The following is a 19,563-nucleotide window of genomic DNA, read 5'->3' on the forward strand; positions in this document are numbered from 1 at the left end:
ACGGGCGGCCTGACTGCGGATGATGACGCGCTCCGCTGACGACACTCTGACATCAATTCGCGGCGGACGGATGAAATAGCACGACCGGACGAAACACCGCGGCACGCAAAGGACACCCGAAAAAAAAGCAGCCCGAAGGCTGCTTTCTTTCGCGGGATACGCGGCGCGGCTCAGTGCCGGCTGCGAATCTTCGCCAGACGCTGGATCGCCTCGAGCTGCGCCATCGCGGTCGCGAGCTCGGATTGCGCCTTCGCGAGGTCGAGATCCGACTTCGCGTTCTGCAGCGTTTCCTCGGCACGCTTGCGCGCTTCCTCGGCTTTCGCCGCGTCGAGGTCCTTGCCGCGGATCGCGGTATCGGCGAGCACCGTCACGGCGCCCGGCTGCACTTCGAGAATGCCGCCTGCGACAAACACGAATTCGTCGTTGCCGCCCTCGACTTCGATGCGCACCGCACCCGGACGAATCCGCGTGATCAGCGGCGTGTGGCCCGGCAGAATACCCAGCTCACCCGTTTCGCCCGGCAGCGCGACGAATTTCGCCTCGCCCGAGAAGATCTGCTCTTCCGCGCTGACGACGTCTACTTTGATGGTTGCCATATCGACTCCTGTCGACAGGAGTTAGCGCTTCAGCGCTTACTCCCGTCCCATGCACGGCGGTTGAGCGTGTTGCGGTCGACGCGACCGGCCGTGAAGCAAATCGACAACAGCGATTCACTGCACCGTGGCCGGATCGCGCCAGCTTGCTACCACTCAGACCTTTACTGGATCTTCTTGGCCTTTTCGAAGGCTTCGTCGATCGTGCCGACCATGTAGAACGCCTGTTCCGGCAGGTGGTCGCACTCGCCGTCGACGATCATCTTGAAACCGCGGATCGTTTCCTTCAGCGGCACGTACTTGCCCGGCGAGCCCGTGAACACTTCGGCAACGTGGAACGGCTGCGACAGGAAACGCTGGATCTTACGTGCGCGCGCGACCGACAGCTTGTCTTCCGGCGACAGTTCGTCCATGCCCAGAATCGCGATGATGTCGCGCAGTTCCTTGTAGCGCTGCAGCGTCTGCTGAACGCGACGCGTGATCGAGTAGTGCTCTTCACCGATCACGTTCGGGTCGATCTGGCGCGACGTCGAGTCGAGCGGGTCGACCGCCGGGTAGATACCCAGCGAAGCGATGTCACGCGACAGAACGACGGTTGCGTCAAGGTGGCCGAAGGTCGTAGCCGGCGACGGGTCGGTCAAGTCGTCCGCAGGGACGTACACGGCCTGGACCGACGTAATCGAGCCCTTCTTGGTCGACGTGATGCGCTCTTGCAGCTTGCCCATTTCTTCAGCCAGCGTCGGCTGATAGCCCACTGCCGACGGCATACGGCCGAGCAGTGCCGACACTTCGGTACCGGCCAGCGTGAAACGGTAGATGTTGTCGACGAAGAACAGCACGTCGAGGCCTTCGTCACGGAAGTGCTCGGCCATCGTCAGGCCGGTCAGCGCGACGCGCAGACGGTTGCCCGGCGGCTCGTTCATCTGGCCGTACACCAGCGCGACCTTGTCGAGAACGTTCGAGTCCTTCATTTCGTGGTAGAAGTCGTTCCCTTCACGGGTACGCTCGCCCACGCCCGCGAACACGGAGTAACCGCCGTGTTCCTTCGCGATGTTGTTGATGAGCTCCATCATGTTGACGGTCTTGCCCACGCCGGCACCGCCGAACAGGCCGACCTTGCCGCCCTTTGCGAACGGGCAGATCAGGTCGATGACCTTGATACCCGTTTCGAGCAGTTCGGTCGACGGCGACAGTTCGTCGAACGCCGGAGCCTTCTGGTGGATCGAGCGCGTGTGTTCGCTGACGATCGGGCCAGCCTCGTCGATCGGACGGCCGAGCACGTCCATGATCCGGCCGAGGGTCGGCTTGCCGACCGGCACCGAGATCGGATTTGCCGTGTTCTTCACGGTCAGACCGCGGCGCAGGCCGTCGGATGCACCCAGACAAATGGTGCGGACCACGCCGTCGCCCAGCTGCTGCTGGACTTCGAGCGTCAGTTCCGAGCCATCGAGAATGAGCGCGTCGTAGATCTTCGGCATGCTGTCGCGCGGGAATTCCACGTCGATAACGGCGCCGATGCACTGTACGATCTTGCCTTCTACCAAAGCAGCAGTACTCATCGCTTTTCCTTTAAATACCTGATTCTTTACTCGCGCAAAGGCGCAGTTGTCGTCCGGGCGCGCGCTTAAACAGCGGCTGCGCCGCCGACGATCTCCGACAGTTCTTTCGTAATCGCGGCCTGACGGCTCTTGTTGTACACGAGCTGCAGTTCGCTGATCACCGTCTTCGCGTTGTCGGACGCGGCCTTCATCGCGACCATCCGCGCCGATTGCTCGGACGCCATGTTTTCAGCGACGGCCTGGTACACCAGCGCCTCGACGTAACGCACGAGCAGTTCGTCGACGACTGCCTGCGCGTCCGGCTCGTAGATGTAGTCCCACGACGTGGCCGGCGTACCGTCATCGGCTTCGAAGTGTTCCGACGACAGCGGCAGCAGCTGCTCGATCACGGCTTCCTGCTTCATCGTGTTGACGAAGCGCGTGTAAGCGATATAAACCGCCGACAGCTTGCCTTCCGAGTACAGGTCGAGCTGCGTCTTCACCGCGCCGATCAGCTTGTCCAGATGCGGGGTGTCGCCGAGGTGCACGACCTGCGACATCACCTTCGCGCCGAAGCGGTTCAGGAATCCGAGGCCCTTGCTGCCGATCGCCGTGGCTTCGACCTTCTGGCCCTTCTCTTCCAGCTCCTTGAACTTCTGCACCGTCGCACGCAGCACGTTGGTGTTCAAACCACCGCACAGACCCTTGTCCGTCGTGACGAGGATGATGCCGGCCGTGTTCGTGCCGTCGTTTGCCACCATGAACGGGTGGCGGTACTCCGGGTTCGCGCGGCTCATGTGCGCGGCGATGGCACGGACCTTGTCCGCATACGGACGAGCAGCGCGCATGCGTTCCTGCGCGCGGCGCATCTTCGATGCGGCCACCATCTCCATCGCCTTCGTGATCTTGCGCGTGTTCTGCACGCTCTTGATCTTGCCGCGAATTTCCTTCATTCCAGCCATAGCTTGCTCCTTGACCGAAGCGGCGCGGGCGCATCAGCACCCGCGCGGCCTCAGTGTGTCACTCGCGGATCAATAGGCACCGGACTTCTTGAAGGATTCGATCGCCGAGCGCAGCGCGCCTTCGTCGTCCTTCGAGAGATCCTTGGTGTCTTCGATGCGCTTGATGAGGTCAGCGTTGCTGGTCTTCAGGCTTTCGCGCAGGCCCTTCTCGAACGGCAGCACTTGCTTCACGTCGAGGTCGTCGAGGTAGCCGTTGTTCGCGGCGTACAGCGACACGGCCAGTTCCCATACCTGCAGCGGCTGGTACTGCGGCTGCTTCAGCAGTTCCGTCACGCGGCGGCCGCGCTCGAGCTGCTTGCGGGTCGCTTCGTCGAGGTCGGATGCGAACTGCGCGAATGCGGCCAGTTCACGGTACTGCGCGAGGTCGGTACGGATACCGCCCGACAGCTTCTTCACGACCTTCGTCTGTGCGGCGCCACCGACTCGCGACACCGACACGCCGGCGTTGATTGCCGGGCGGATGCCTGCGTTGAACAGGTCGGTTTCCAGGAAGATCTGGCCGTCGGTAATCGAGATCACGTTCGTCGGAACGAACGCGGTCACGTCGCCTGCCTGCGTTTCGATGACCGGCAGTGCCGTCAGCGAACCGCTCTTGCCCTTCACTTCGCCGTTCGTGAACTTCTCGACGTACTCTTCCGACACGCGAGCCGCACGCTCCAGCAGACGCGAGTGCAGATAGAACACGTCGCCCGGGTACGCTTCACGGCCCGGCGGGCGGCGCAGCAGCAGCGAGATCTGACGGTATGCCCAAGCCTGCTTGGTCAAGTCGTCATAAATGATCAGCGCGTCCTGGCCGCGGTCGCGGAAGTATTCGCCCATCGTGCAGCCGGCGTACGGTGCCAGATACTGCATTGCTGCGGAATCCGATGCCGTGGCGGCGACGACGATCGTGTATTCCATCGCGCCCGTTTCTTCGAGCTTGCGAACCACGTTCATGATCGACGAAGCCTTCTGGCCGATCGCGACGTAGATACAGATCAGGTCCTTGCCCTTCTGGTTGATGATCGCGTCGAGCGCCACCGCGGTCTTGCCGCACTGACGGTCGCCGATGATCAGCTCACGCTGGCCACGGCCGATCGGCACCATCGCGTCGATCGACTTGATGCCCGTCTGCACCGGCTGCGACACCGACTTGCGCCAGATCACGCCCGGGGCGATCTTTTCGATCGCGTCGGTCAGCTTCGCGTTGACCGGGCCCTTGCCGTCGATCGGGTTGCCGAGCGCATCGACCACACGGCCGACGAGTTCCGGGCCGACCGGGACTTCCAGAATGCGACCCGTCGTCTTGACGACGTCGCCTTCCGAGATGTGTTCGTATTCGCCGAGAATCACCGCGCCGACCGAGTCGCGCTCGAGGTTCAGCGCGAGGCCGAACGTGTTGCCCGGAAACTCGAGCATTTCGCCCTGCATCACGTCCGACAGGCCGTGGATACGCACGATACCGTCGGTCACGGAGATCACGGTGCCCTGGTTGCGAACGTCTGCGCTCGCTTCAAGGCCCTGGATCCGGCTCTTGATCAGCTCGCTGATCTCAGAGGGATTGAGTTGCATTATTCGCTCCTGATAGTCAATTCTGTTGCGTGCCGGCGTGGCGCTCAGGCGGTCAAGGCAGCCTGCATCGATGCGAGGCGCGCGCGAACCGAGGTGTCGAGCACTTCGTCGCCGACCGTCACGCGCACGCCGCCGATCAGCGACGAATCGACTTCGACCGTCGGTTTCAGCTTGCGCTTGAACTTGCGTTCGAGGCCCGAGACGAGACTTTCGAGATCCGCGCCGTTCAGCGGGAACGCGCTCACGATCTCGGCGTCGGCAGCACCTTCACGTTCGTTCTTGAGCGCCTCGAACTGCTCGGCAATTTCCGGCAGCAGCGCGATGCGATGATTGTCGACCAGCATCTGCACGAAGTTCTTCGCTTCGGCGCCGGCCGCGAGCGGCGACTTCACCGCAGCAAGCAGCAGCTCGGCTACTTGCGTGCGCGTCACCTTCGGGCTCGACGCGACCGACAGTACTTCCGGCAGACGCGCAACCTGGGCCAGCTCTTGCACGAGCGTGGACCAGGCGGCGATGTCACCGCCCTCGGCCACGCGGAACAGCGCTTCTGCGTAAGGGCGGGCGATGGTTGCAAGTTCGGCCATGATCAGAGCTCGGCTTTCAGTTGATTCAGCAGTTGGGCGTGGGCCGTTTGATCGACTTCGCGCTTCAGGATCTGCTCGGCGCCCTTCACGGCCAGCGAGGCGACTTCGCCACGCAGCGCTTCGCGCGCCTTCACGATTTGCTGTTCTGCTTCCGCCTTCGCCTGGGCGACGATGCGGGCGGCTTCAGCCTGGGCGTTGGCCTTGATTTCCTCGGCGACCGCCTGTGCACGCTTTTCAGCGTCGGCGATGCGCTGCTGGCCGTCGTTGCGGGCCTGCGCGAGTTCCTGGTCCACGCGCTTGTGCGCTGCGTCGAGTTCCGCCTTGCCCTTCTCCGCGGCGGCGAGGCCGTCGGCGATCTTCTTCGAACGTTCGTCGAGGGCGTTGATCAACGGCGGCCACACGAACTTCATCGTGAACCACGCGAGGACCAGGAACACGACCATTTGCGCAAACAGAGTTGCGTTGAGATTCACGGTGTTTCCTTATCTGCTATTCCGGAAAAATGAAACGGTAAGGCGCTCATCGAGTTGCATTCGATCAGCGCCCCAAGTCTCCGTTCCGCCCTGCGCCGGCTCACGCCGGACGCATATTTCCGAGGAACCTTAGCCTGCGAGCTTCGACAGGAGCGGGTTCGCGAACGCGAACAGCATTGCGACACCAACGCCGATCAGGAATGCAGCGTCGATCAGACCAGCCAGCAGGAACATCTTCGTTTGCAGCGGGTTGATGAGTTCCGGCTGACGTGCGCAGGCTTCGATGTACTTGCCACCCATCAGCGCGATACCGATACAGGCGCCGATTGCACCCAGGCCGATGATGATGCCGATACCGATGGCGGTCAGACCCTGGATGTTGGCGATGTAAGCTTGCATGATCACTCCTTTGTGAAAAGACTTGGAACTGAGATTTAAAAAACTAAAACGAAGACTCTTTCTTGCACGCCGCGCTTAGTGCTTGTCGTGCGCCTGGCCGAGATACACCAGCGTCAGCATCATGAAAATGAATGCCTGCAACAGAACAATCAGGATGTGGAAGATTGCCCAGACGCTACCCGCGATCACGTGACCAACGAAGCCGAGGAACGTTGCGTCGCCACCGAAGCTCCACATGCTGCCGAGCAGGGCGATCAACAGGAACAACAGCTCACCCGCGTACATGTTGCCGAACAGCCGCATACCGAGGGAGACGGTCTTCGCGAGATATTCGACGATGTTGAGCGCGAGGTTCGGGATCCACAGCAGCGGGTGGGCACCAAACGGGGCCGACAGCAGCTCATGCACAAAACCGCCCGCGCCCTTGATCTTGATGCTGTAGTAGATCATCAGGACGAACACGCCGAGCGCGATGCCGAGCGTGCCGTTCAGGTCGGCCGTCGGGACGATGCGATGGTGGGAAATCACGTCCGACAGACCGAGCAGGCCGATGACGCGGCCCGGCAGGTCGACCGGGAGGAAGTCGAGGGAGTTCATCAGCGCGACCCACACGAACACCGTGAGGGCGAGCGGAGCGATGAAGGTGCGATTGCCGTGGACGATGGCCTTCGACTGGTCTTCGACCATTTCGACGAGCATCTCGATCGCGCACTGGAAACGGCCCGGCACGCCCGACGTCGCCTTGCGGGCGGCCAGACGCAGCAGGAGGATCGTCACGATGCCGCATACGATCGACCAGAACAGCGTGTCGAGATTCCAGACGTGGATGTCGAAAATCGACGTCTGATGCGAGGTGGAGAAATTCTGCAAGTGGTGCGCAATGTACTCGGACGGATCCGGACCGCGCGTGCCTTCGCTAGCTGCCATATCGTTAATGCCACCCAAATTGTCGAAAATCGTTTTGCCTGTTCCGCAACACGCTATTGCGGGAACGGGCCGGTGCGGTTCGTTGTCGAAACCGCACGCTGCTTGTTGCTTACCGCCAGGCCAGCGCGATCCAGTACGTCTTCAGCACGACGAGGTACGTGACGAGGAACGGCACCCAGTGCACGCCGGCCCAGCCGAACGCCACTGCTGCAAACATCCCGATCGTCAGACCGAGCTTCAGGGCTTCGCCCATCACCCAGCTCATCACGGTGGCCGAACCACCTGCCTTCAGTCGTGCCACGAACAGCGCACTTGGTACCCAGCCGATCGCTCCGCCCAGAAACGCGGATTGCGCAGCGGCGCCCGGCGACTTCGAAAACAGCCACCACGCCAGCGTTGCAACCAGGGACAAGACCACTTGCGCGAACACCACCTTGTAGGGGGTCACGCGCGAGGGCTTGCTCACGTCCGGACCGAACAGCCTCTCGGCCTCTGCCCGTGTGAGCGGAACGATATTGTTATCTTGCCGCTCGGCATCCCAGTCATCGTCGGATTCGCGCCGCTCGCCGGCCGCCGAAGCGGTGCGTTGCGTGCGCTGATCATCGTGCCTGTCGTCCGGCGCCTGACCCGCCATCGCAATCTTCCGCAAAATCCTTGAACCCGGCCCCAAGCTTTCCGAAAGCTTTCAGGGGTGCCTAGCTAACAAATCCGGGCGATTGTAAGCGATAGTTGCAAGTGATTCAAGGCTTTAGACGCGACAAAAACCTGCATGAAACGACGCCTCATCATGTGAAAAAACGCGCGATTCGACGATGTACGATGACAGTTGTAAGGTCGCATTTTTGCACCGGTACTTCTTGCTCGAAAAATGTCCGGTGCTAGTAGATGGCGTGGCAGCGATGCCCGATGCGGGATCGAACGAAGCGGCACGATCGCCGCCGAAGATCCGCGTGAAGCAGCCGCCCGGAACGACTCGGCACGACACCCCGGGACAAGCAAAACACTGTGGCCAGTCAGCCGCACCCGATGCACGAAATTCGATCGGACGCCGGTGCATCGAAGCATCCAGTCAGTTGTCACTCCACCACAGACGATCGACTGTGAATCGCCGCACTTATCAACAGCCCCGCAACTATCGCGAACGCTGTGCCTCCCCGCCTCTCGAACCGCGCACCTGTGCCGCAACGCTCAACCGTGCACGAGCAACCACGCGCCGAGTGCCGCGCTCACGAGCGCGAATGGAATCGAGACCAGATGGAACGGCAGCCACATGCGCGGCTCCTTCGCGAGACGCACCGCGATCAGGTTTGCGAGCGAACCGATCGCGAAACCGAAGCCGCCGACCGATACGCCGAACGCGAGCGCACGCCAGTCGTGCGTGAATTCCGATAGCAGGATCGCGGCCGGCACGTTGCTGATCCCCTGCGACAGGACGGCGCCGGCCGCAAATACGCGCAGCGGCGAATCGAGACGCGCATGCGCAATCGCGTCGTGCACGACGGGCAGTGCAGCCGCACTGCGCAGCACCACGAACATCAGTACGAAGATCAGCAGCAGCAGCCAGTCGATCTTCAGGACTGCGTCACGTTTTACGACGAACAGCACGATCGCGACCGCAACCAGACCCGGCAGCGGATGATGCGCGTCGGCGAGCAGCACGAATGCCGCGAACAGTGCCGCGGCGATCAGTGCGTGCATGCGCTGCACGGGCAATGCGACGACGTCGCCGGACAGGTCGAGCGGTTTCGCGCGAAACGCGCACGCGGTCAGCGCGAGCAGCAGCGCCATCAGCGCGATCGCGAGCGGCCCGAGCGTGACCACGAAGCGGCCGAATGACATGCCGCTCAATTGCCACAGGAAAAGATTCTGGGGATTGCCGAGCGGCGTCGCGACGGACCCCGCGTTGACGGCCAGCGCGACGACGATCACGAGCCGCCGGAACGGCAGCGGCGTCAGCGCACGCAGCGATACCATCAACGGCACGACGACGAACAGCGCGACGTCGTTGGTCAGCCACATCGACAGCACCGCCGCGAACACGACGAGCAGCATTGCGAGCCCGCGCTCGGAATGCACGTGATGCACGATGCGGTGCGCGAGCCACATCAGGCAGCCGGACAACTCGAGCGCCTTGGTCAGCATCAGCAGGCCCGCGAGCGTCGCGACCGTCTGCCAGTCGACGCGACCGGCGAGTACGGAAAATGGTTGCGGACGCACCCATTGCAACACGATCAGGCCAAGCACGAGTACCGATAGCACGGGCTCCTGCGCAAGCCATCCGAGCCAGCGGCGCGGCGCCGGTGCGCCCGTTTCCGTCATCGTCAATTCGTTACTCTTCGGTCGCTACGTTGCCGCGCAGCCGCGCGAGAATGCCCTCGAGCGCGTCGAGGTTGCCGAAATCGATCATCACCTGCCCTCGCCCGCGGCGGCCGAGCTTGATCTTCACCGTCGACGCGAGCAGGTCAGACAACTCCTCCTCGAGACGGCGCGTGTCGCGGCCGCCGTCGTCCTTCGCGCGCGCCTTCACGGCCGGCGCTTCCTTCGTCGTGTGCGCGACGAGCTTCTCGGTTTCGCGCACCGACATGCGCTTGTTGACGACCTGATGGGCGAGCGTGATCTGCGTTGCCGCATCGACCGCGAGCAGCGCGCGCGCGTGCCCCATGTCGAGGTCGCCGGCCAGCAGCATGGTCTGCACCGGCGAAGCGAGGTTCAGCAGGCGCAGCAGGTTCGACACCGCGCTGCGCGAACGGCCGACCGATTCGGCCGCCTGTTCGTGCGTGAAACCGAACTCGTCGAGCAGGCGCTGGATGCCGTGCGCCTCTTCAAGCGGGTTCAGATCCTCGCGCTGGATGTTCTCGATCAGCGCCATCGCCGCGGCGGCCTGATCGGACACGTCCTTCACGAGCACCGGCACTTCGTCGAGGCCTGCCAGACGCGCCGCGCGGAAACGCCGCTCGCCCGCGATGATCTCGTATTTGTCTGATGAAATGGGCCGTACCAGGATCGGCTGCATCACGCCCTGCGCGCGAATGCTTGCCGCGAGCTCCTGCAGGCTGCCTTCGTCCATCCGCGTCCGCGGCTGGTACTTGCCGGCCTGCAGCTTGCCGAGCGCGAGCGTGTTCGGCGCCCCTTCGATCTTCACCGCTTCGGTGATATCGGCGCTGCCGCCGAGCAGCGCTTCGAGGCCACGTCCCAAGCCCTTCTTCTTTGGTACCGCGTTCATGTCTTTCTTCCTCGCTTCGCTCATGTCCGGATCACGACACCTCGAACGCGCGAACGCGTTCGATCATCTCGGCACCGAACTGGAGATACGCTTGCGCTCCGCGCGAGCTGCGGTCGAACACGACGCCCGGCAGCCCGTAACTCGGCGCTTCCGCCAGGCGCACGTTACGCGGAATCACCGCGTCGAACACCTTGTCGCCGAAGTGCGCTTTCAATTGATCGGAGACTTGCTGCTGCAGCGTGATGCGCGGATCGAACATCACACGCAGCAAGCCGATGATCTTCAGGTCGCGGTTCATGTTCGCGTGAACCTGCTTGATCGTGTTGACGAGGTCCGACAACCCTTCCAGCGCGAAGTATTCGCACTGCATCGGGATCACGACGCCATGCGCCGCGCACAGCCCGTTCAGCGTCAGCAGCGACAGCGTCGGCGGGCAATCGATCAGCACGAAATCGTAGTCGTCGGCCACGTGCTCGAGCGCGGCCTTCAGCCGTCGCTCGCGGTTGTCGATGCTGATCAGTTCGATCTCCGCACCGGACAGCTCGCGGTTCGCGGGCAGCACGTCGTAGGTGACGCCTTCCGGACGCACGCGCGCATCGGTCACCGACACGCCGTCGACCAGGACCTCGTACACGGTCGATTCGCACGCGGCCTTGTCGATCCCGCTACCCATCGTCGCGTTGCCCTGCGGGTCGAGATCGATCAGCAGGACTCGTTGCTCCTGCGCTGCAAGGCTTGCGGCGAGATTGACCGATGTCGTCGTCTTGCCGACGCCCCCCTTCTGGTTCGCAACGCAGAAGATCTTTGCCATCGTTGGTGTGTTCCCTTTACCTTCAAACAAACGGCGCGTACCGCGCGCCTTCATTTCGCTTCGTCGACGGCCACTTCGATCAGATGCCGCTCGGCATCGAGCATCGGCACCGTCAGCCGCATCGTCTGCTTCAAGCGGCTGCCTTCCGGCAACCGTGCAATCTCGTCGTCCGGGTGTACGCCCTTCATTGCCCAGATCGATCCGCCCGGCGCGACCAGATGTCGAGCAAGTTTAACGAAGTCGGACAGATCAGCGAAGGCGCGGGATACGATCATGTCGAATTTTTCCGGCACTTCGACGCCCGGCCGTAGCGATTCGACCCGCCCGGTGACCACCGACAGGTTCGCGAGCTTCAGCTCCGCGCGCATCTGCGTCTGGAATGCCGACTTCTTCTGCACGATATCGTTCAACGTGACCTGCCAGTCCGGCTCGACGATCGCCAGCACGATCCCGGGCAACCCGCCACCCGAGCCGACGTCGAGCACGCGGGCCGACGCACGGCCACGCAGATACGGGACGATCGAAAGCGAATCGAGGATGTGCTGGATCAGCATCTGCTTCGGGTCGCGAATCGCGGTCAGGTTGTAGACCGCATTCCACTTGCCGAGCAGCGCGACATAGTCGAGCAACTGGTTGCGTTGTGCATCCGTGAGTGCGAGGTCGAGCGCCGTCGTGCCGTCGACGAGCATCTGTTCCAGTACGTCCCGATTAACCGCCGGCGCGCGACGCGCCGTCATTGTTGCGTCGGGACGGCGCCGTCCCCCTGCTCCGCTGCCTCTGCGGCAGTGCCATTACGGCGGCCCAGGCCGCGGCGCTTCAGGTGCACCATCAGTAGCGAGATCGCCGCCGGCGTGACGCCCGAAATGCGCGACGCCTGCCCGATCGTTTCCGGCCGGAACTCGTTGAGCTTCTGGCTCACCTCGAACGACAGGCCGCGAACTTCGCGGTAATCGATACCGTCCGGCAGACGCGTGTTCTCGTTCGCGTCGTTGCGTTCGATCTCGGATGCCTGGCGTTCGATATAACCCTGATACTTGATGCCGATCTCGACCTGCTCCTTGATCTGTTCCAGCAGCACCGAATCGTCGCTCAACGGCTCGGCCGGGCCGCATTCGCCGCCCTTCAGGCCGCACACGCCGTCGTAGCTGACACCGGGACGGCGCAGCAGCTCGGCGAGGCTGTATTCGTGATCGATTGCCTTGCCGAGCAGCGCGGTCGCCTCTTCCGGCGGCAGCGTCTTCGGCGTGACCCACGTCGACTTCAGGCGTTCTGTTTCACGTGAAACAGCGTCGCGTTTCCGGCTGAATGCGTCCCAACGCACGTCGTCGACGAGGCCCAGTTCGCGGCCGATCTCGGTCAGGCGCATGTCGGCGTTGTCTTCACGCAGGCTCAGGCGATACTCGGCACGGCTCGTGAACATCCGGTACGGCTCGGCCACACCGCGCGTCACGAGATCGTCGACCAGCACGCCAAGGTATGCCTGGTCGCGGCGCGGGCACCATGCGTCCTTCTCCTGCACGTAGCGGCCCGCATTGAGGCCGGCCAGCAGGCCTTGCGCGGCCGCTTCTTCATAGCCGGTCGTGCCGTTGATCTGGCCCGCAAAGAACAGCCCGTTGATCGCCTTCGTCTCGAGCGATGCCTTCAGCGCGCGCGGGTCGAAGTAGTCGTACTCGATCGCGTAGCCGGGGCGCAGGATATGCGCGTTCTCGAGGCCGCGCATCGAATGCACGAGCTCGAGCTGGACGTCGAACGGCAGGCTCGTCGAGATCCCGTTCGGGTAGAACTCGTTGGTCGTCAGCCCTTCCGGCTCGAGGAAGATCTGGTGCGATTCCTTCGATGCAAACCGGTGGATCTTGTCCTCGATCGACGGGCAATAACGCGGCCCGACGCCTTCGATCACGCCTGTATACATAGGCGAACGATCGAGACCGCCGCGAATGATGTCGTGCGTGCGCTCGTTCGTGTGCGTAACCCAGCACGGCAACTGCTGCGGATGCTGCTCTGCACGGCCCAGGAACGAGAATACGGGGATCGGATCGAGGTCGCCCGGCTGCTCGTCCAGCTTCGAGAAGTCGATCGTGCGGCCGTCGATACGCGGCGGCGTACCGGTCTTCAGGCGACCCTGCGGCAGCCTCAGCTCCTTCAGGCGCGACGACAGCGACACGGCCGCCGGATCGCCCGCGCGACCGCCCGTGTAGTTGTTCAGGCCGACGTGGATCTTGCCGTCGAGGAACGTACCGGCCGTCAGCACGACCGCGCGGGCGCGGAAGCGGATGCCGATCTGCGTGACGGCACCCACCACGCGATCGCCTTCGACCATCAGGTCGTCGACGGCCTGCTGGAACAGCCACAGGTTCGGCTGGTTCTCGAGCCGGTGGCGGATCGCGGCCTTGTACAGGATGCGGTCGGCCTGCGCACGCGTCGCACGCACGGCCGGGCCCTTCGACGAATTGAGGATCCGGAACTGAATACCGCTTTCGTCCGTCGCGGCGGCCATCGCGCCGCCCAGCGCGTCGACTTCCTTGACCAGATGGCCCTTGCCAATGCCGCCGATCGACGGATTGCAGCTCATCTGCCCGAGCGTTTCGATGTTGTGGGTCAGCAGCAGCGTCTTCGCGCCCATTCGGGCGGACGCCAGCGCCGCTTCCGTGCCGGCATGACCGCCACCGACGACGATGACGTCAAATTCTGTGGGAAAAAGCATGGTGGATTCCGTACGCAGGACTGCGCACGAACCTATCAGAGAAATGTATGGGCCGAATTATAGCGGGTTCGCTTTTCACCCGAAGGCCGTCCGAATGGTAGGGTCCGTTCATTTCGTCGTTTTTTCGACTGTGGATGGATGAATCCGTGAGGTCGTGCCTTCTCCAGCAAGGCTCCCGGCCGGGTTGTCATCGTTGTGGCTGTGCAAAAAACAGATCACCGGGGGAAATGGTCCGCAGAGACCAGACCGACGTCGATTCCTGTGGCCGGCACAACAACCTTGGCGCCAGATTCTGTGCCCCCCACAGACTTCCATGTTGTTGGTCCGGCACTTATCCCCGGAGATTCGACACATCGTCAGCCTGTGCAGAGATCCATGCACCAGGAATCCAGTCTGTGGACCAAGCCACTATCAACTGTCGAGCGAGACGACGGATCATCACACATGCGGTGAACAGCTTATCCCCCGCCGCCACACAGAACTTCCGACTATTCCCCAGACACTTATCCCCTGACCGCGAACCACCGACCATCGAGACACTGCTCCAACCCCACAAACAAAAACGGCGTGTTTCACGTGAAACACGCCGTCCGTTTCCCGCAAACAGCCACGACTATCAAGCCGTCTTCTTCGCCAACCCGAGGTACGTTTCGATCACGCGCGGATTCTGCGCAAGTTCGGCCGCCGGCCCTTCCAGCACAAACTCGCCCGTCTCCAGCACATAGCCGTAGTCGGAGATCTGCAACGCGGCTCGTGCGTTCTGCTCGATCAGCAGCGTCGCAACGCCCGTACCACGCAACGCACTGATGATATGAAAGATCTCCTTCACGATCAGCGGCGCGAGCCCGAGGCTCGGCTCGTCGAGCATCAGCAGATCGGGCTTGCCCATCAGTGCGCGGCCGACCGCGAGCATCTGCCGCTCGCCGCCTGACAGCGTGCCGGCCGCCTGTCTGCGCCGCTCCCTCAACCGCGGAAACAGCGCGAACACGTGATCGAGCTGGTCGAGGAAGTTCGATTCACCAGCCTGCTTGCGCCGATACGCGCCCAGCACGAGGTTGTCCTCGACCGTCATCGTGCTGAACAGCTCGCGCTTTTCCGGCACGAGGCACATCCCGCGCGCGACACGCTGCTCGACCGGCAGCGCGCCGACGTCGTTGCCGCGATACACGACCGTGCCCGACGCATGCCCGGTCACCGGCAGCGCGCCCATGACCGCGTTCAGCAGCGTCGATTTGCCTGCCCCGTTCGGGCCGATCACGCTGACGATCTGCCCCGCACCGACCTTGATCGCCGCGCCGTGCAGCGCCTCCACTTTCCCGTACCGGACTGCCAGCCCGCGCACGTCGAGAATCGGCATCGTCTTGTCCGTCATCACTCCACCCCGCCCAGATACGCTTCGAGCACCGCCGGATCCTGCTGCACGTCCTGCGGCAGACCTTCCGCGATCCGCGTGCCGAACTCCATCACCACCAGCCGGTCGGTGAGGTTCATCACGAAGTCCATGTCATGTTCCACGAGCAACACGCTCATGCCTTCCGCCTTCAACCGCCGCAGCAGGTCGGCGAGCTGCTGCTTCTCCTGGTAACGCAGCCCGGCGGCCGGCTCGTCGAGCAGCAGCAGCGTCGGGTCGCAGCACAGCGCGCGCGCGATTTCGAGAATCCGCTGCTGGCCGAGCGCGAGGCTGCCCGCTTCGTCGTACATGTGCTTTTCGAGCCCGACGCGGCGGATCTGGCGTGCGGCTTCGGCCAGCAACTGCGCTTCCTCGTGTGCATTGAGCCGCGCGACGCTGCGCCAGACACCGGTATGGCCGCGCAGATGCGCGCCGATCGCGACGTTCTCGAGCACCGTCATCGCCGGCAGCAGCTTCACGTGCTGGAACGTGCGACCGATGCCGCGCCGGACGATCTGGCGCGACGTGAGCCCGTCGATGCGCTCGCCGCGGAACGTGATCGCGCCGCCGGTCGGCTTCAGCACGCCCGTCACGAGGTTGAACGTGGTCGACTTGCCGGCGCCGTTCGGGCCGATCAGCCCGATGATCTGCCCTGCTTTCACGTCGAAGCTGACGTCGTTGACGGCCACGAGCCCGCCGAACTGCTTGCGTGCGTTGTCGACGACGAGCAGCGGCTCGCCGGCCGCTGGCTTCGCGCGCTGCGGCAACGAATCGGCATGCTCGGGCACATGCGCGCGCGGCCCGCGCGGGAACAGCCTCGCGACGAATGGCCAAACGCCCTGGCGCGCGTACTGCAGCAGCAGCACCATCAGCACGCCGAACACGATGATCTCGAAGTTGCCTTCCGAGCCGAGCAGCTTCGGCAGCAGCGTCTGCAGGTAGTCCTGCAGCACGGTGAGGATCGCTGCGCCGAGCACCGCGCCCCACACGTGCGACACGCCGCCGACCACGGCCATGAACAGGAATTCGATCCCGTGGTTCAGGCCGAACGGGGTCGGGTTCACTGCGCGCTGCAGGTGCGCGTACAGAAAGCCTGACACGGCTGCCAGCACGGCCGCATAGACGAAGATCACGACGCGCATCCACGCGGTGTTCACGCCCATCGCCTCGGCCATCACGCCGCCACCGCGCAGCGCGCGGATCGCACGACCCGGCCGGCTGTTCAGCAGGTTCTGCACCGACACGATCGCGGCCAGCACGACGGCCCAGATCAGGAAATACAGGCTGCGGCCGCTTTCGAGCGTGATGCCGAACAGGTTCAGCGCCGGAATCCCGTTGATCCCGTCGTACTTGCCCAGCAGTTCGAGGTTGCCGAACAGGTAGAACAGCGCGAGGCCCCAAGCGATCGTGCCGAGCGGCAGGAAGTGCCCGGACAGCCGCATCGTGACCGCGCCGAGCACGAGTGCGACGAGCGCCGTCAGCACGACGCCGACGATCAGCGCGAGCCACGGCGACACACCGTAGCGCGTCGTCAGGAACGCGGTCGCATATGCGCCGATGCCGACGAACGCGGCCTGCCCGAAGCTCGTCATCCCGCCGACGCCCGTCAGCAGCACGAGTCCGATCGCGACGATCGCATAGAGGCCGATGTAGTTGAGCAGCGTGATCCAGTACTCGGGCACCTGCAGCGCGCCGGGCAGCACCGGCAGCGCAAACAGCACCACGAGAAACATCCAGAAGGTCTTGTTGCGTACCATCGTCTTCATCGCGTCACTCCTCTTCCTCTTCTGCGTGCGGCGTCACGAAGCTCCGCCACAGCAGCACCGGAATGATCAGCGTGAACACGATCACCTCCTTGTATGCGCTCGCCCAGAACGACGAATACGATTCGAGCACGCCGACGAGCAGCGAGCCGGCGGCCGCGAGCGGATAGCTGACGAGCCCGCCGATGATCGCGCCGACGAAGCCCTTCAGGCCGATCAGGAAGCCCGAGTCGTAGTAGATCGTCGTCAGCGGGCCGACGAGGATCCCGGACAGCACGCCGAGCCCCGCCGCGAACGTGAACGCGAGCCGCCCTGCTTCGGTCGTGCCGATGCCGACGAGCCGCGCGCCGAGCCGGTTCACCGATGTCGCACGCAACGCCTTGCCGGCGATCGTGCGGCCGAAGTACACGTAGAGCGCACCGATCAGCACGAGCGCCGTGACGACGACCAGGATGCTCTGCACCGACACCGTCATGCTGCCGATCGACAGCGACGCATCCGAGAATCCGTTGGTGCGCGAGCCTTCCGCGCCGAACATCACCAGCCCGAGGCCGACCATCGCGAAATGGACGGCGACCGACACGATCAGCAGCAGCAGCGTCGTGCCTTCGGCGATCGGCTGGTACACGAGCCGGTAGACGAACGGCCCCATCGGCACGACGATCGCGAGCGTCAGTGCGATCTGCGCGAGCATCGGCATCGGCTGCGCGGCAAAACTGCGCGTGATCGCGAACACCGCGAGCGGCAGCAGGATGTAGCGGCTGCCGAGCGTCGCGAGCGTGCGGCCGAGCTGATGGCGGCGTTCGCGATGCCGGATCAGGCCGCCGACTTCGAGCAGGAAGCACGCGACGCCCATCACGAACAGCAGCCAGCAGGTGGCGGGAAATTTCTGCGCCTGCAACGCCGCAAGCGTCAGCGCACCGTAGGCGACGAATTCGCCCTGGGGAATGAAGATCACCCGCGTGACGGAAAACACCAGCACGAGCGCCAGCGACAGCAATGCATAAATGGCGCCGGTCGTGATGCCGTCTTGCGCGAGGATCGCCGCAATCGAGAGATCCATACGTGTCTTGTATCGAGAATGCTGCGGAAAAACGGCGACGGGAACGGCCGGGGCGCACGGACGGCAAGATCGGCGCGTCAGGCGCCACGCGGCGGGCCCCGGTGGTTCCATGCGGCACGGGCGCGGCCCGTCAGGCGCGGCGCCCTGCCGACGGCGGGCACGGCGCCGTTCGCGCCGCGCACGCCGGTTTCACGCGATGCTTACTCGGACTGCAGCTTCCACTTGCCGTCGACGATCTGCACCATCACGCGCGCACGCGTGTCGAAGCCGTTGTGATCGGTCGACGTCATGTTGATCACGCCGTGCGACACGGGCAGATCCTTGACGCTTTCGAGCGACGCGCGCAGCGCCTCGCGGAATGCCTCGCTGCCCGGCTGGCCCTTCTTCAGCGCGTCCGGAATCGCGCGCTGCAGCAGCAGCCCCGCATCCCACGCATGGCCGCCGAACGTCGCCAGCGAGCCCGCGCCGTAGGCCTTCTCGTATGCAGCCTTGTAACCGAGCGCCGCCTTCTTCACCGGGTTCGAATCCGGCAGCTGCTCGGTCACGAGCACCGGACCGGCCGGCAGGATCTCGCCTTCGCAATCCTTGCCGCACACGCGCAGGAAGTCGTTGTTCGCGACGCCGTGCGTCTGGTACACCTTGCCCTTGTAGCCGCGCTCCTTCAGCGTCTTGGCCGGCAGCGCGGCCGGCGTGCCGGAGCCGGCGATCAGCATCGCATCCGGATTCGAGCCCATCAGCTTCAGCACCTGCCCCATCACCGATGCATCGGTGCGGTTGAAGCGCTCGTTCGACACGATCTTGAGGCCGTTCTTCTCGGCCGCCGCGCTGAACGTCTTGTACCAGCTGTCGCCGTACGCATCGGCGAAGCCGATGAAGCCGACCGTCTTCACGCCGTGCTTCGCCATGTAGCCGGCGATCGCGTCGGCCATCAGCTGGTCGTTCTGCGGCACCTTGAACATCCACGCGCGCTTTGCATCCATCGGCGCGATGATCTGCGCGCTCGCCGCGAGCGAGATCGTCGGCGTCTTGCCCTGCGACACGGGGTCGAGCATCGCGAGCGAATTCGGCGTGACGGACGAACCGATGATCGCGTCGACGTGGTCTTCGTCGATCAGCTTGCGCACGTTCTGCACCGCGCGGCTCGTGTCGGACGCATCGTCGAGCACGATGTACTGCACGCTCTTGCCCGCGATTTCCTTCGGCAGCAGCGCGATCGTGTTCTTTTCCGGAATCCCGAGCGACGCGGCCGGCCCGGTGGCCGACAGCGTCACGCCGATCTTCACCTGCGCCGACGCCGTGGCCGCCGCGCACACGAGGCCCGCGGCAAGCACGGCCTCCATCCATCGATTCATCTTCATTTACGTTGTCTCCAAACGCTGCTCGAAAAATCCGCGGGTCGCTCGGGCGGCTCCCGTTTCCCAAACAAGTTAATAATTTAACTATCTCTAATTGCCGCGCCTACGCTCGTTTTCCCGTGAAACGCCGCCACCGTGGCAGGATCCCGACGACGCGGCGCATGCGC

Annotated in this window: 18 protein-coding genes; all 18 read right to left on the bottom strand. The window is 63.8% G+C overall.

The genetic code is table 11. The features are described from left to right. Nucleotides 1–170: 170 nt before the first annotated feature. Entirely contained in the window at nucleotides 171–596 is a 426-nt protein-coding gene (locus DM992_RS03380) for a F0F1 ATP synthase subunit epsilon (RefSeq protein WP_006477288.1), read from the bottom strand. Nucleotides 597–757: 161 nt separating this feature from the next. Next, nucleotides 758–2,152, bottom strand: a complete 1,395-nt coding sequence (atpD, locus tag DM992_RS03385) for a F0F1 ATP synthase subunit beta (RefSeq protein ID WP_034183838.1) — start codon at nucleotides 2,150–2,152, stop codon at nucleotides 758–760. 65 nt (nucleotides 2,153–2,217) lie between these two features. After that, nucleotides 2,218–3,093 (bottom strand): F0F1 ATP synthase subunit gamma, encoded by an 876-nt coding sequence (gene atpG, locus DM992_RS03390; protein ID WP_034183837.1) that lies wholly within the window; start codon nucleotides 3,091–3,093, stop codon nucleotides 2,218–2,220. A gap of 69 nt (nucleotides 3,094–3,162) precedes the next feature. Then, nucleotides 3,163–4,704, bottom strand: coding sequence for a F0F1 ATP synthase subunit alpha (gene atpA / locus DM992_RS03395; RefSeq protein ID WP_034183836.1), 1,542 nt, complete (start codon nucleotides 4,702–4,704; stop codon nucleotides 3,163–3,165). A gap of 44 nt (nucleotides 4,705–4,748) precedes the next feature. Then, a complete protein-coding gene (locus DM992_RS03400) occupies nucleotides 4,749–5,288 on the bottom strand; it encodes a F0F1 ATP synthase subunit delta (protein ID WP_040142773.1) in 540 nt (179 codons plus the stop codon). A gap of 2 nt (nucleotides 5,289–5,290) precedes the next feature. Next, the gene (locus tag DM992_RS03405) at nucleotides 5,291–5,761 is read right to left on the bottom strand and encodes a F0F1 ATP synthase subunit B (RefSeq protein WP_006751767.1); all 471 of its coding nucleotides are present in this window, start codon (nucleotides 5,759–5,761) and stop codon (nucleotides 5,291–5,293) included. A 129-nt stretch (nucleotides 5,762–5,890) separates the two neighbouring features. Then, nucleotides 5,891–6,160: a F0F1 ATP synthase subunit C gene (gene atpE / locus DM992_RS03410; RefSeq protein WP_006482730.1), complete on the bottom strand. Its 270-nt coding sequence runs from the start codon at nucleotides 6,158–6,160 to the stop codon at nucleotides 5,891–5,893. A gap of 75 nt (nucleotides 6,161–6,235) precedes the next feature. Next, complete coding sequence (gene atpB, locus DM992_RS03415; protein WP_039351439.1) at nucleotides 6,236–7,087, bottom strand: F0F1 ATP synthase subunit A; 852 nt, start codon at nucleotides 7,085–7,087, stop codon at nucleotides 6,236–6,238. A gap of 109 nt (nucleotides 7,088–7,196) precedes the next feature. Beyond that, complete coding sequence (locus DM992_RS03420; RefSeq protein WP_111017783.1) at nucleotides 7,197–7,721, bottom strand: ATP synthase subunit I; 525 nt, start codon at nucleotides 7,719–7,721, stop codon at nucleotides 7,197–7,199. 554 nt (nucleotides 7,722–8,275) lie between these two features. Further along, nucleotides 8,276–9,406 carry an SLC13 family permease gene (locus DM992_RS03430; protein WP_111015650.1) on the bottom strand — a complete coding sequence of 377 codons (1,131 nt, stop codon included), beginning with the start codon at nucleotides 9,404–9,406 and terminating at the stop codon, nucleotides 8,276–8,278. Between the two features lie 10 nt (nucleotides 9,407–9,416). Further along, nucleotides 9,417–10,310, bottom strand: coding sequence for a ParB/RepB/Spo0J family partition protein (locus tag DM992_RS03435; RefSeq protein ID WP_034183983.1), 894 nt, complete (start codon nucleotides 10,308–10,310; stop codon nucleotides 9,417–9,419). A gap of 31 nt (nucleotides 10,311–10,341) precedes the next feature. Next, nucleotides 10,342–11,121, bottom strand: coding sequence for a ParA family protein (locus DM992_RS03440; RefSeq protein ID WP_034183831.1), 780 nt, complete (start codon nucleotides 11,119–11,121; stop codon nucleotides 10,342–10,344). Nucleotides 11,122–11,171: 50 nt separating this feature from the next. Continuing rightward, entirely contained in the window at nucleotides 11,172–11,858 is a 687-nt protein-coding gene (gene rsmG / locus DM992_RS03445; protein ID WP_111015652.1) for a 16S rRNA (guanine(527)-N(7))-methyltransferase RsmG, read from the bottom strand. Continuing rightward, nucleotides 11,855–13,825, bottom strand: coding sequence for a tRNA uridine-5-carboxymethylaminomethyl(34) synthesis enzyme MnmG (mnmG, locus tag DM992_RS03450; RefSeq protein WP_111015654.1), 1,971 nt, complete (start codon nucleotides 13,823–13,825; stop codon nucleotides 11,855–11,857). Before mnmG ends, rsmG begins: the two co-directional genes overlap by 4 nt. Nucleotides 13,826–14,441: 616 nt before the next feature. Next, nucleotides 14,442–15,197, bottom strand: coding sequence for an ABC transporter ATP-binding protein (locus DM992_RS03455; RefSeq protein WP_111015656.1), 756 nt, complete (start codon nucleotides 15,195–15,197; stop codon nucleotides 14,442–14,444). Further along, complete coding sequence (locus tag DM992_RS03460; protein WP_111015658.1) at nucleotides 15,197–16,981, bottom strand: branched-chain amino acid ABC transporter ATP-binding protein/permease; 1,785 nt, start codon at nucleotides 16,979–16,981, stop codon at nucleotides 15,197–15,199. Before DM992_RS03460 ends, DM992_RS03455 begins: the two co-directional genes overlap by 1 nt. A gap of 4 nt (nucleotides 16,982–16,985) precedes the next feature. Further along, a complete protein-coding gene (locus DM992_RS03465; protein ID WP_111015660.1) occupies nucleotides 16,986–18,041 on the bottom strand; it encodes a branched-chain amino acid ABC transporter permease in 1,056 nt (351 codons plus the stop codon). 200 nt (nucleotides 18,042–18,241) lie between these two features. Then, complete coding sequence (locus DM992_RS03470; protein WP_111015662.1) at nucleotides 18,242–19,399, bottom strand: ABC transporter substrate-binding protein; 1,158 nt, start codon at nucleotides 19,397–19,399, stop codon at nucleotides 18,242–18,244. Nucleotides 19,400–19,563: the final 164 nt, after the last annotated feature.

The organism is Burkholderia sp. JP2-270, from assembly GCF_003233675.1.
Lineage (GTDB): Bacteria > Pseudomonadota > Gammaproteobacteria > Burkholderiales > Burkholderiaceae > Burkholderia > Burkholderia pyrrocinia_C.